Raw genomic sequence first — 14,149 nt, forward strand, 5'->3', positions numbered from 1 at the left:
ACCATCTAATCCTAAGCCCTTAACAAATCGTGAATTTTTTCCTTTGCTGCTCTTAGTGCCTCAGCAATGTTATTTTCTATAACAATAAGCTCCTCAAAATCGTTTGAAGTAGCTTTGTATTTGCCAGAGGGCAATTTCTTAATGTTGATATTTATCGTACTGCTCATCATCTATGGGTTTTAAACATATTTTGCAATAGTGCGTCTGAGATGAGTTAGATTGATTGGTTTGGCAATGAATTCTACACAACCAGCTCGTCTACACCTCTCTATATCTTCATCTTGGGTATAGGCGGTTTGAGCAATGATGGGTAAATCGGGTTGAAGTTTCAATATTTCGGTGGTAGCCTGCAAGCCATCTACAGTAGGCATTTTAATATCCATAAGCACCAAGCAAATATTCTTTTCTCTGCAATAATCTATGGCTTCCTTACCATTTTTAGCCCAAATGACATCTAGATTTAAATCTTTCAATACATATTTCAGTAGGTGGTAATTGTCCTCTTCATCTTCTGCTATCATCACCATGTTTTTTTGAGGAGGTTTTACCTTAGAATTGTTTTCTTGGGATAAAGGATGGATGATTTCAAAAACCGATCCTCTATTTACTTCGGAGCTTAAGCTAATTTCCCCACCTAATAATCGCATTAAAGAACGGCTAATAGACAGACCAATACCAGTTCCTTGTGGCTTCTCAATATGATCGATTTGCTGAAAACGTTCAAATATTTGCTGCTGTAATTTGATAGGGATCCCAATCCCTGTATCCTTTACATATATGTGAACTAAATTGTTTTTTATTTCAAAACTAATCTCTACACTACCTTCTTCTGTAAATTTCAAAGCATTATTGACTAAATTCATCAATACCTGCTTCAGCCTCAATTTATCAGTTTCAATAATCGTGTCTAAATTTTCAGTCTGTGAATATTTAATTTCAATATGACCTTTGTCTTTATTATGCTTATCGAAATCAAATATCGTTTTTATATCCAGTAATAACTGGTGAATACTCAAGGCTTCTGTATTGATGGCTACAAGATCAGACTCAATCTTTGCAATATCCATTAAATCATTAATCAATTGTAATAGCGTATCGGAATTATTATTGATGATGCGTATAAAATCAGAAGTATCCTCAGGATCGGCATCTTCCAATAACTGACTAAAACCCACAATAGCATTCATAGGAGTTCTAATCTCATGACTCATATTGGCCAAGAACCTATTTTTCAGTTTTTCTGCATTTTCAGCCTCATTAAGGGCTAATTTTAAAGCATGTCTGTTTTCTTCAATTTCTCTATTTATATTTCTAAGTCGATCATTCTGGGTTTTATACTCTCTATTAATCTTCTCTAAATCACTATTTAGATTTTTCAATTCCTTATTGGTTTCTAAGCGATCAGAAATATCACGAGCAATAGTAATGATCACTTGCTTGCCCTTTATTTCAGTAATGGAGGAACTAATTTCTACCGGAATGCTTCTGAAATCTTTAGAAATGAGTTCTGTTTCATAAACATGCTTTTTCTTATCCTTTAATAATCGAACCTCTAATAAATAGTCAAATATCTTTTGTGGAGCGATAATCTTTTCTGGTTCCATGCTAAGCATTTCTTCACGGCTGTATCTCAATCGCTCTAATGAATTATAATTGACAGTAATAAAAGGGCCTTCTAGTTCTCTGATAAATACCAACTCATCTATCACATCTAAAAATCTGGTAAACTCATCTGGTTTATTCTCTGATTTTGCTATCTCCAACTGTTTCTTTTCTCTCTGGAGATGAGTCATTAATAAAACAATCCTCTCAAAAACACTAATTAGATTAGATTTCCCTTCTACAATAAAATCACGAGCTCCATATTCAATGAGGCTTTCTATGATTTCCGTTTTATAATCATCAAGTATAAAAATAATGGGAGGAACTATATTGAAGTCCTTTTTAATCTTCTTTAATAATTCTAAACCATTAAATGCTGGGAATAAATAATCAGAAACTATGATGCAGTTTTTCTTATCCTCTATTATACCCAACAAAGCCTGATAATTGGCTGCACTAGCTATGTTCATTCCCTTTTGTATCAATCCTTCCTTAATATCTACAAAGAATGAAGAATGAGGGCTAAAGAATACGATCCTATATGTATTAATTTTAGTCAACATAATAAAAGTTTATATATTATAAGACTATATTTTAAGAAATGGTGGTTACGAAAATGAAGTATTATAAGTTCTTTCAAAAAATAAGTCGTCTATTTAAGTAAAGATAATAAATATTAGTTCGAAATCAAAATCTAAAACAATATTTATATATCATCAATTTATTTAGTTTTGCTGCTTATTATAATATCGTAGAATATGCCATCCAAAAGGTTAGGCCGTAATAAATATGGAAAGTCAAGAAGGTAAAGGAATTACAATTTTAGGATCTACTGGGAGTATTGGAAGGCAAGCCCTTCAAGTTATTTCTGAATATCCCGAATTATTTAGACTAAAGATATTAAGTGCCCATTCAAGTATTGATTTATTGATAGAACAGGCATTGAAATATCATCCAGAAATGGTGTTTATTGCAAACTCCACGCGACAAAATGCCCTTAAAGCTGCTTTAGCTCATACCTCCATTCAAGTATTAAACACTGAGGAAGAACTATATGAAACTTTTCTTCAAGAAGACCTCCATATGGTGTTATTGGCCATTGTTGGATTTGCTGGACTAAAGCCTGCATTAAAAACCATTGAAGCCTCTAAAGATTTAGCTATTGCAAATAAAGAGAGTTTGGTGGTGGGTGGTCATATCCTCATGGATTTGGTAAAAAAGCATCAGGTCAATTTATTACCGGTAGATTCGGAGCATTCTGCGATTTTTCAATGTTTACAAGGTGAGCAAGCCGAGAGTGTAGAGAAAATCATTTTAACCGCTAGCGGAGGGCCGTTCTTTGAATGGTCAGCTGAAGAAATGAAGAAAATCACCTTAAAACAAGCGCTTAAACATCCCACGTGGGAGATGGGGCACAAAATCACCATTGATTCTGCAAGCATGATGAATAAAGGGCTTGAGGTGATTGAAGCCAAGTGGTTATTCAATTTGAATCCTCAACAAATAGACGTGGTAGCTCATCCTCAGTCTTTGGTACACAGTATGGTCCAGTTTAATGATGGCTCAGTAAAAGCCCAAATGAGTCCTCCCGATATGCGAGGTCCTATTCAATATGCTATGTTTCACCCCCATCGAAAACAAGCCGGTTTAACAAGATTTAATTTTTCGGAAGCATTGAGTCTCAGTTTCAAGCCTGTTGATATGAAAAAATTTCGTAATCTTGCACTCGCTTTCGAAGCTCTAGAAAAAGGGGGGAATATTCCGGCTATTTTAAATGCAGCCAATGAAGCTGCTGTTGAGGCGGTTCTCCAAAACCAGCTTCCTTTCTATAGAATATCAGAAGTGGTTGAAAATATGATGAAAGAAATGAACTTTATCCAAAATCCAAACTTACAGGATTTAGAAAATACTCATTTTGAAACCATCGCCAAAAGCAAAGAATTAATCAAGAGAAAAAACTAGAATGGATATCCTTATACAAATTTTACAACTCATTTTAAGTCTGTCGGTATTGGTAATTGTGCATGAATTTGGACACTTTGCCGCTGCAAAAATATTTCATACTAAAGTAGAGAAGTTTTATCTTTTCTTTAATCCTGGCTTCTCCCTTTTTAAGTTTAAATATGGGGAAACAGAATATGGTATGGGTTGGTTGCCTTTAGGGGGCTATGTGAAAATTGCCGGAATGATAGACGAAAGCATGGACAAAGAGCAAATGGAAAAAGACCCTGAGCCATGGGAGTTTAGAAGCAAACCCGCGTGGCAACGCTTAATCATTATGTTGGGTGGGGTTTTTATGAATGTGATATTAGCCATGCTTATCTATATTGTAATGATGGCCAGTTATGGTGAAGAATACCTTCCTACATCGGCTGTTAAATATGGAATTCAGGTGGATAGCTTAGGCCAAACCTTAGGTTTAAAAAATGGAGATAAAATTTTAACTCTTGATGGACAAGAAGTGGATGATTTCATGAAGATTCCTGCCCATTTAATTTTAGAGGAGGTGCAAGCCATTCAAATTGATCGTAATGGACAGCGATTAGATATTCCAGTAAGTACTCAGTTTGTAGGTGACTTAATAGCCAGCGAAAAACCTGGTTTCCTGATGCCTCGTATGCCCATTCGCATCAGTGAATTTGCCAAGAGTTCCACCGCAGAAGAAGCCGGAATTATGAAGGGCGATTGGATACAAAGCCTTAACGGACAACAGGTGGCCTTTTTTGACCAGTTCCAAATATTCAGAGATAGTGTAGCTGCCAATACAGGTAAAATGGTTCAGGTGAGTGTATTACGTGAAAACAAATTAAAGACCTTTGAAGTAGCAGTGCAAGACGATGGTCTTATTGGTATTTCAATTGGTGCCGATTTAGGATTGGATTTTGATTTAAAATCTCGCGATTATACCGTGATAGAAGCTATACCAGCTGGTATCAACAAAGCATTTGAAACCATTAATAGCTATCTTAAACAATTAAAGATACTTTTTAACCCTGAAATGAAAGCTTATAAGTCGGTTGGTGGATTTATTAAGATTGGTAGCATCTTTCCTCCGGTTTGGGATTGGATGAAATTCTGGAGTCTGACCGCTTTCTTATCCATCATGCTTGCTGTATTAAATATACTACCTATTCCAGCTTTAGATGGTGGTCATGTGATGTTCTTGATGTATGAAATTATTGCCCGCCGTAAGCCTAGCGATAAGTTTATGGAATATGCACAGATGGTAGGAATGTTCCTTTTATTAGCTCTATTGGTATTTGCCAATGGTAACGATATCTGGAACTTGTTTAACTAATGCTTGCCAGTAAAACCATATCAATTGGTTTTCTAACAAACACAAAAGCAAAGCCATAAAATGCCATTTTTTTCCTTATGTTTGTACTGAAAACAAACATTTACAGACATTAAAAAAACGGAATCTTGACGAAACCATCAAATAAAAAGGTCTACTTTCTCTCCGATGCTCATCTGGGTATTCCCGATGTGGAATCTAGTAAAGTTAGAGAGAGAAAGATGGTGAGATGGTTGGATGAGGTCAAGAAAGATGCACTAGCCATTTATATTCTCGGCGATCTCTTTGACTTCTGGTTCGAGTATAAAACGGTGGTTCCCAAAGGTTTTACTCGTCTTTTTGGCAAGCTGGCTGAAATTACCGACAGTGGTATTCCAATACATTTCTTTAGAGGAAACCATGATATTTGGGCTTTCAATTATTTAAATGAAGAGCTCAATATTGAAATCCATCGAGAGCCTTTAGAAGTGGAGCTTTTAGGTAAAAAGTTCTTTTTAGCTCATGGCGACGGATTAGGCCAAGGCGATAAGGGCTATAAGTTCTTGAAGTGGATATTTGAGCAGAAACTCAATCAATGGTTATTTCGTTGGATTCATCCCGATTGGGGATTGGCTATGGGTTTGTTTTGGTCGAGAAGAAGTCGTTATGCGAATGTAGCCCGAGAAGAAAAAGAAAGAGAAGAACCAGTTATACGAGCCATAGAGGATTCTAGATTACCTATGTTTGCCAAAGATTATTTAAGGCAAGGCCATCAGATCGATTATTTTGTGATGGGACATTGGCATATTGTTAGAGATTTCGAACTTCAATCAAACAGTCGTTTTATCTTCTTAGGCGATTGGATTTCTCGTTTTTCTTATGGTGTTTTTGATGGCGAGGTTTTTGAGATGAAGGTTTTTGAGGGGTAGATTAAAGAGATACCACAGAGGCACTGAGACACGAAGAGAAATGAGTGAATGATAGAATGGTTGAAGGAAGGTGCTATATCAAGATGCATCAATTCTTATAAGAGATTGCTTCATCGAACCTCCTCGCAATGACCCATCTTCGAATGGAGATACTAACCTGTATATAATTAAAAGGCCGGTCATTGCGAATGTAGTGAAGCAATCTCCTCAAATCTAGCCTATTTTCTATTACTATCAAACCAAGGATACTATCCTCAAACTTCGACTCTGCTCATTTCGAGGGGCTATCTTTCTATGCAAGGTTGATTACATCATTGGAAAACATCGATAATACTTCACAAACCTAAGCTTATTATATTTTTCGTTACCAAGGACGCTATCCCTTCTATGGCTATCATCCTTTATATATTCAGCCAATATGGAACATCTAACTAAGCGCCGTAGGTGCGGTATTTTGGTAGCATGGTGCGAAACGAAGTGGAGCGCCATGATAGCAATAATAGAATATTTTAAAGAGCCGCTCGATGATCGGGTTGATACGAAACAGAAAGGTTAGCGGTTTGAAAAGGAGGCTTGAGCTAGGTTCTGTTGTTTACATCGTTGTGTATTTACGATGGTTACGATTTCGCACCTGCGTAAATAAGTGTATTCGCATCCAAGGACGCTATCCCCTCTAGGCTTATCATCCTTTCTATTATGCTTTGCCATATGAAACGCTTAGCAGCGACATTTCATTAGCCCAGTATAAGGGCATGCAATGACCGAAATGCTGGGATAATGATGAACCCTAGTTTTATCTGGCCGGCCAGAGGTTCTGAATTAAAAGCTGCGTTTGCTGCCGGCTATATATCAATTTTCTTATGTGAGAAGGTGGGGTCAATTTTATTTGAGCACCAAGAAACCCTAAAAACCAGGGAAGCCTTCCCTTTTGGGGAATGATTCCCTTATTCGCCGGTTTGCCAGCTCAACCATATTATATTTTTCGTAATTTGCCCGATTATGAATGACCAGATTCCCATCAAAAAGATAATACATGTGGATATGGATGCCTTTTACGCATCGGTGGAACAAATGGATAATCCTGAGCTACAGGGGAAACCATTAGCTGTAGGTGGTGGTGGAGAGAGGGGTGTGATTGCAGCAGCCAGCTATGAGGCTAGAGCTTATGGTGTGCGTTCTGCCATGTCTGGAGCACTTGCTCGTCGTAAATGCCCTCCTCTAATCTTTGTGAAACCTAGAATGGAACGCTATAAAGAAATCTCCAATAAAATTCAAGAGATATTCTTTGACTATACCGATCTTGTAGAACCCTTAAGTTTGGATGAAGCCTACTTAGATGTCACAAAAAACAAGAAAAACATAAGTTCTGCTAGTAAATTAGCTAAAGAAATCCGCCAACGTATTTTTGAAGAAGTGGGATTAAGAGCATCGGCAGGAATATCTATTAATAAATTTACGGCCAAAATTGCCTCTGACATCAACAAACCCAATGGTCAAAAAACCATTATGCCCAACGCGGTTATTGCTTTCTTGGAGGAGCTCCCCATTGAAAAATTCTTTGGAGTTGGAAAAGTTACAGCTGAAAAGATGAATAGCCTAGGTATTTTCAATGGCAAAGATTTAAAAGCCCAAAGCTTAGCCTTTTTAGCAAGAAACTTTGGTAAATCGGGTAGTCACTTCCATGAAATCGTGAGAGGTATACAGCATAGTGAAGTCAGACCAAATAGGTTGAGAAAATCCATTGCTGCGGAGCGTACTTTTATTACTGACATTTCCTCAGAAAGCGATATGATTAAAAAGCTAGAACAAATAGCTGAGGAATTAGAGAGACGATTATGGAGAACCAAAGTAAAGGGGAAAACCATAACTGTTAAAATGAAGCATCATGACTTCACCATACAAAGCAGATCCAAAACCCTTAACCACTGGATCAATCAAAAAGAGGAGCTATTAATATTAGCAGTAGACTTATTACGTCAAGCCGCATTAGAAAAACCGGTGCGTCTATTGGGTATCTCTATTAGCAAATTAGATAACGAGCCCGATTTGCCTGTATCTTGGATTCAGTTGGAGATTGAGTTTCCGGGGAGAAGTATTGAAGAATTTAATAATACAAGGAAGAAAGAAGATACCACGGAGGCAATGAGACACAGAGGTGGAATGAGAGAATGAATGAATGTTACAAGGAAGAAAAGAAGGAAGCGGACCACGAAGGGTGGAAAATATTTCCGCCTGAGCTGAATTCTTGGATGTAGGATATGAAATGTCCGATGACCGATGTGGTCTTAAATCAACCTACATCTCTTATTGCTTAAGATTGCCACGTCGCTATACCTTACCACTCAGTGTATTGCCTCGCAATGACACATCTTCGGAGGAGATTCTACTACTGAGTTTTATATGAAACAAGTTCATGGCGAGCAAAGGAAGCCATCTCCTTAAATCAACACTTATTTCCAACAAACAAAAGCGCATAAATATAAGCTCTTTTCGGGGTATAAAATGACTATTTATACAAACTATTTATAAGCTATAAAAAGAAGGAATAATAGTCAAGATTTTCTATTCAAAAGGCAATACGACATTTAAATATCTGTATATTTGCGCTGCAATTAAATTAATTTTATAATCCAAAAGACTTGTTTAAACGCTTCTAAGTAAAATGGTTAGAAAGACAAGTCTCTAAAACACACATAGCATATGTCTGAATTCATTTCTTCAAAGGAAGCCATGGAGTTGGAAGATAAGTATGGTGCACATAACTATCATCCACTACCAGTAGTATTATCTAAGGGAAAAGGAGCTAAAGTATGGGATGCAGAAGGAAAAGAATATTATGATTTCCTAAGCGCTTATTCTGCCGTTAACCAAGGGCATTGTCATCCAAAAATTGTGGAGGCATTAGTTGATCAAGCACGTACGTTAACACTAACGTCTAGAGCTTTTTATAATGATGTTTTAGGTCCTTACGAAAAGTATATCACTGAATATTTTGGTTTCGACAAAGTCTTACCTATGAATACTGGTGCTGAAGCTGACGAGACTGCATTAAAATTAGCTCGCAAATGGGGATATACAAAAAAAGGTATTCCAGAGAACGAAGCTAAAATCGTTGTTTGTGCCAATAATTTCCATGGTAGAACTATTACTATCATTTCTATGTCGACAGACCCAGACGCTTATAAAGGTTTTGGCCCTTATACTCCTGGTTTTGTTACTGTTCCTTATAATGATTTAGATGCCTTAGCCAACGAATTAAAAGACCCTAATGTTTGTGCATTCTTAGTGGAGCCTATTCAAGGTGAAGCTGGTGTTTATGTACCAGACGATGGATACTTAAAGAAGTCATATGAGCTTTGCAAAGCCAATAATGTACTTTTTATTGCCGATGAGGTTCAGACAGGCATTGCCCGTACAGGTAAATTATTAGCTTGTGACCACGAAGAGGTACGCCCAGATATCTTGATCTTAGGGAAAGCCCTTTCTGGTGGTGTTATTCCTGTTTCTGCTGTTTTAGCTGATGATGACATTATGCTTTGCATTAAGCCAGGCGAACATGGTTCTACTTTTGGTGGTTTCCCATTAGCTGCAAAAGTAGCTGTTGCTGCTCTAGAAGTAGTCAAAGAAGAAAAATTAGCTGAAAGAGCTGAGTATTTAGGTGAGATTTTCCGTCGCGAAATGAAAGCCATTGATTCTCCTATGATTTCTTTAGTAAGAGGTCGTGGTTTATTAAATGCAGTTATTATTAAGCCAAAAAATGGAAAAGAAGCTTGGGATGTATGTATGAAGATGAGAGATTTAGGTGTTTTAGCTAAGCCAACTCACGGAGATATCATCCGTTTTGCTCCTCCTTTGGTTATCACAGAAGAACAATTAATGGCAGCTATTGCCTTAATTAAAGAAGCTATTGTTTCATTTGAATAGTCATTCTTCTTAGTATAGAATATAGAGCCATCGGATTTTTCGGTGGCTTTTTTTTATATTTCTTACCAAAAATGACTGCTCTTATCATAAAAATCATTTTCAGTATATTTATAAATTTCAATACAAAAGGTTTTCTTTGCAAAATCAGGCTTTTTGCTTGCACTAAAACATCATAGTCCGGAAATTCTATAATATTATATTTCTACCAGTTTTACTGAATTTAATGCAAATCCAATACTGTCCAAAATAATTTTTAGATTAAAAAAAAGATTCTTCATTTCTTTGGCTGAGAACGACAGTGTTTTACAAGGTAAAGAAGAAGCTGTTTACTATTTGCAATATCAAAAACGAAGGAGAGTTCTTCTCTCTTTCTGTTTTAAAAAATTAATACTTTCGCCTCTAAATCGAAAAGTTGCATTTACTACTTGAATTTAAGTTCTTTATGATGGAGTAAATGGGCTAACATTTGAAGCACCTTACTGATTGCGTTTAGTAACCTTCCAAATACCAGATTTCACTCCTTTTGAGAAACGAAAGAAACCAATAAACAAAGCCAAGTTCATGCTATAGAAATGGGTGATAAAACGGAGGAATCTAGAGTTAAAGCTGAGTTTTTTTAATAAAGAATCTAGCAGTGGAATAAAAAATCCGGCTATCTGAATACTAAAAGCCAATTGGTAAAATGGGGTATTCCAGAGTAAAGCGGAGCTCAGCAAACTAATGAGTAAGAAAAATGGACCTAGCCACCGTAGTACTTTATGTGATAAGAAAGTGAATGCCACACCGTTATTCATAGGCCAGAGTAGGTGACCAAACCATTTCAGGTTTTGAAAGTTCCCAGTAGCGATTCTTATTTTACGAATTAATTCAATTTTCAGGTCATTACTCACATCTTCAAAAACCTTAGCTTCTAGGTTATTAACACTCAGCTTTCCCTTTTCAAAAATCTTCATATTGATATAAAAATCATCAACCAAAGCATTGGAGGGAACCTGACTATAATCCTCTCGACGAATAGCATAACAACCACCGAAAGGGCCCATCATACTACCCCATACCAAAGACTCGTATTGCTTAATGTAAACTTCTCGGGAAATATAGGCTTTCTCCTGATGACTGATTCCTTCTTTTTTCAATCCCCTGTTAATCATATTTGTATCTACCAAACCAATATTCTCATCGGTAAAAGGGCGTGCAATTTCCAATAAGGTATTCTCATCGAAGATCACATTAGCATCAGTTAGTATCAGGATAGAACCCTTAGACAGATGAAACAAATCATTTACTACATTCTGCTTTCCTCTGCGCTTGCTATAGGCATTAAATATGAGATTGGGATGTTTATCAGCATAGGATTGAATAATTACATTGGTATCATCATCAGAATTATCAGAGCCAATTAATAGCTCAAATTTAGCAATTGGATAATTACTCTTGAAAACACTTTCTATCTTTTCCGCTATGACTGCTTCTTCATTAAATGCAGATACCAAAATAGACATCTTCGGTAACTCATCATCAGAAAGCTCTGGATAATTAAAGGTTTTTCCCTTAGCTAAAAATTTTATTAATAAAGGAAAGAAAACATAACTATGAAAAATCATGAGTACAGAGAGCCAAAACAATATTTGGAGGATCATCATCATAAGCTCTTATAAAAATTGATCAAGGATTGAGTAATCACTTTATTATCAAATTCCTTCTTTACAAATTCGTAGGCATTTCGTCCCATGGAATCGAAAAGCTCTTTATTCTCTACTAATTCTATAATTTTAGCTGCAAACTCATCAGGCTCGTCGGCAATCATCAACTCTTTTCCATCTACTGCAGGATTTCCTTCAGCGCCAATTTTCGTAGTCACTTGAGCCTTTCCTAAAGCCATGCCCTCCACTATTTTTATTCTCATTCCACTACCCGATAATAACGGAACTACGCCTATAGCTTTGCTGTTCATAAACTCAATAGCACTCTCTACTTCACCTATATAAACTAAGTTCTTCACCTTCATGGTTTTTATCCAATCTGGGGCATTTCTCCCTGCCAAATAAAACTTCAGATGAGGATGTTTCTTCACCACTATAGGCCAGATTTTATCAAAAAACCAAAGTAATCCTTCTTGGTTTGGTGGCCAATCGAGCGCTCCAATATGGAATACTGATGGAAATTCTTGTTTACTGGTATTTAATTTACTACCAAGGACATCAAAACCCGTTGGTGTGGTATGAACAGGAATCTTACACCCTAAAGACTGGAGTATTTTTCCATCTCTAGAAGTGATAGGAATCATGGCATCAAACTCATTCAACTGTTTTATTTCCAGCTTTTTTATCCTTTTAGCTAGGTTTGAAAAATAATAATTCTTTGGAAAAGAAGCATTCTTGGCTGTTCTTTCCCATATTTCAAATTCTAAATTATGAGCACGCATAGATACTTTTGCATTGGAATGGGCTCTAATGGAAGGCATATACATTCCCATATAACTTCCTTCCAATTGTATCACATCATATTCCTCCTCATCTAATAATAATTCTAATCTATCTCTAAACTTTTCCGTATAAAATCGCTCAGCAATATAAGCTTTATCAGAAAAGAAAAGGTTTTTTAGTGCCCCAATAGGAGAAATGAGAGCAGGAGTATCCACACCAACAAAACGAATAGTTCTACTTAGTTCGAGAGGGAGCTGATCGAGTCTGAAATAGTGTTTGGAGGTATTCATAGTCAGAATATCTACTTGATGTCCAAGCTTCACAAAATTGCGTGCTAAGGTTAAGGTAGCAATACTACCTCCATCTTTTGGAGGGTAAGGTATTTTATTGACTATGATTAATATCCGCATGCTACTGTTTTGGGTGAGCAAAGATAAAATTTTCAATCTGTTTTATAGAAAAATTAAGAATAAATCGGTGTTTTCCGCAGTAATTAAAATCCAATTTAAAAGAAACCAAGTTGAATTACACTAGCTATTAGATAAATATGAGGGAAAAGTGAAGAAAGCTAAGACCTAAATACTAGCCATAAAGTGAATAAAGAAACCACTCTCACCCATTTTATTAAAGGAATACTCTAATCGGAATACTATATCATAATAGGTGACCATATTTAAGCCCATTCCATATCCCCATAACCATTTATTCTGTAGATCATTTTCGTATTCAACTTCTCCAGGTACCCAACCTCCATCACTATATAAACTTAAATAAACTGCCCACGGAATTTTATTGAATTTGTCGGTAGGGATAAATTTAAGTGTTGAAACTTGCTGAGGAACCAATGAAAATTTCAATTCTCCTTTCAGGATAAAATAATTTTGACCATCGACAACGTAATATTCATAGCCTCGCACAAAATCTCTGCCATAACCTACTCCATAATTCAAGAAATAGGGCTGTTCGCCTCCACTACCAACACGCGCAATTATGCCTTCGGAATAATAAAATCTTTTATTAAGCTTCCAATATTTCCTAGCATTTATTTTGACACTCAGAATATTTATATCAGATCCTTTGAAGAATCCCATTCCTGTTTTCTCAATTAATAAATCGAGGTAATATCCTTTTAAAGGGAAGGTACGATAGTCTCTATGATCATTCTTAAAATAATAATTGATCTTAAAATATTGAGCTCGACTACGGTTTCCATTATAAAAATCAGGATTGATCTCAAAAACAGTATCCGCATAAATATGATCGTTATAACTCAACTCTACGCTATGTGTATTATAAATATCAGGGCGGTGTCCCAAAGTAATATATCCTGAATATCCTTTATGAGCATAATCGTCCACCAACTTCACTCTTTGAACTTTGTTGCCTACCGTTCCGTAAGAGACTTCGTGGTTCTTTGTCTGATTGAATCCAAATTCCAAACCTATGGTTTCTTTCTTATCTATATAAGGCACAGAATAACTAAAGCCCAACTTTTCATCATAACCAAATTGCAATAATATTTTTAAGTTCTCGCGCTTTCCTCTAAAATTCTCCCAATTGAGGAACATTCCATAATTGATTTTACTAAAATCTTTGGTTTCCCACCAAGCATTTAAGTTTCTTTCGGCCAATTCAAAAATAGGCAAAGGCCATATATACCAACGCTCTATCACTTTATAGCTTACCACATGTCTTTTTATACCATTAGAGGAGCTTAAAGAATCGATAACATCCACAAAATTAAACAGTGATGTATTCATTAAGTTCTCTCGGCTTTGTTCTAATATTCCTTGATAAGCAGAAATCCCAATGGTATCTCCAGGTTTAAAAGTGATTTCCCGTAAAAGGATGTTATCTCTCGTTACCTTATTTCCTATCAACTGTAAATCTTGAATAATGATTAAAGTATCTTGAGCAGATTTAAGCTCTTGTGCCCTCAGAGAGTAGAGGGACAATAAAAACACTGAAATAAGGAGCAAGATATGATATCGCAT

General features: G+C 36.2%; 10 protein-coding genes. 5 read left to right on the forward strand and 5 right to left on the reverse strand.

Going from position 1 to position 14,149, the window contains the following annotated elements; genetic code table 11:
- Window positions 1-11 precede the first annotated feature (11 nt).
- Window positions 12-167, reverse strand: a complete 156-nt coding sequence (locus HNS40_RS01475; RefSeq protein ID WP_172276506.1) for a hypothetical protein — start codon at window positions 165-167, stop codon at window positions 12-14.
- A gap of 12 nt (window positions 168-179) precedes the next feature.
- Window positions 180-2,165 (reverse strand): response regulator, encoded by a 1,986-nt coding sequence (locus HNS40_RS01480; protein WP_172276509.1) that lies wholly within the window; start codon window positions 2,163-2,165, stop codon window positions 180-182.
- 226 nt (window positions 2,166-2,391) lie between these two features.
- On the opposite strand from HNS40_RS01480, the gene dxr reads away from it, so the two are divergent.
- The 5 genes from dxr to rocD all read left to right on the forward strand — a co-directional run bounded on the left by dxr (window position 2,392) and on the right by rocD (window position 9,729).
- Entirely contained in the window at window positions 2,392-3,564 is a 1,173-nt protein-coding gene (gene dxr / locus HNS40_RS01485) for a 1-deoxy-D-xylulose-5-phosphate reductoisomerase (RefSeq protein ID WP_172276512.1), read from the forward strand.
- Between the two features lies 1 nt (window position 3,565).
- Window positions 3,566-4,900, forward strand: coding sequence for an RIP metalloprotease RseP (gene rseP, locus HNS40_RS01490; RefSeq protein WP_172276515.1), 1,335 nt, complete (start codon window positions 3,566-3,568; stop codon window positions 4,898-4,900).
- Window positions 4,901-5,025: 125 nt separating this feature from the next.
- Window positions 5,026-5,805 carry a UDP-2,3-diacylglucosamine diphosphatase gene (locus HNS40_RS01495; protein ID WP_172276518.1) on the forward strand — a complete coding sequence of 260 codons (780 nt, stop codon included), beginning with the start codon at window positions 5,026-5,028 and terminating at the stop codon, window positions 5,803-5,805.
- A gap of 999 nt (window positions 5,806-6,804) precedes the next feature.
- Window positions 6,805-7,977 carry a DNA polymerase IV gene (gene dinB, locus HNS40_RS01500; RefSeq protein WP_172276521.1) on the forward strand — a complete coding sequence of 391 codons (1,173 nt, stop codon included), beginning with the start codon at window positions 6,805-6,807 and terminating at the stop codon, window positions 7,975-7,977.
- Between the two features lie 528 nt (window positions 7,978-8,505).
- A complete protein-coding gene (gene rocD / locus HNS40_RS01505; protein ID WP_172276524.1) occupies window positions 8,506-9,729 on the forward strand; it encodes an ornithine--oxo-acid transaminase in 1,224 nt (407 codons plus the stop codon).
- Between the two features lie 476 nt (window positions 9,730-10,205).
- Here rocD and HNS40_RS01510 read toward each other — a convergent pair whose 3' ends face one another.
- The 3 genes from HNS40_RS01510 to HNS40_RS01520 all read right to left on the reverse strand — a co-directional run bounded on the left by HNS40_RS01510 (window position 10,206) and on the right by HNS40_RS01520 (window position 14,149).
- A complete protein-coding gene (locus HNS40_RS01510) occupies window positions 10,206-11,375 on the reverse strand; it encodes a glycosyltransferase (RefSeq protein ID WP_172276527.1) in 1,170 nt (389 codons plus the stop codon).
- Window positions 11,372-12,565 carry a glycosyltransferase family 4 protein gene (locus HNS40_RS01515; protein WP_172276530.1) on the reverse strand — a complete coding sequence of 398 codons (1,194 nt, stop codon included), beginning with the start codon at window positions 12,563-12,565 and terminating at the stop codon, window positions 11,372-11,374. The genes HNS40_RS01510 and HNS40_RS01515 overlap by 4 nt, the downstream gene beginning before the upstream one ends.
- A gap of 165 nt (window positions 12,566-12,730) precedes the next feature.
- Window positions 12,731-14,149: a BamA/TamA family outer membrane protein gene (locus HNS40_RS01520; protein WP_172276533.1), complete on the reverse strand. Its 1,419-nt coding sequence runs from the start codon at window positions 14,147-14,149 to the stop codon at window positions 12,731-12,733.

It is taken from the genome of Lentimicrobium sp. S6, assembly GCF_013166635.1.
Lineage (GTDB): Bacteria > Bacteroidota > Bacteroidia > Bacteroidales > UBA12170 > UBA12170.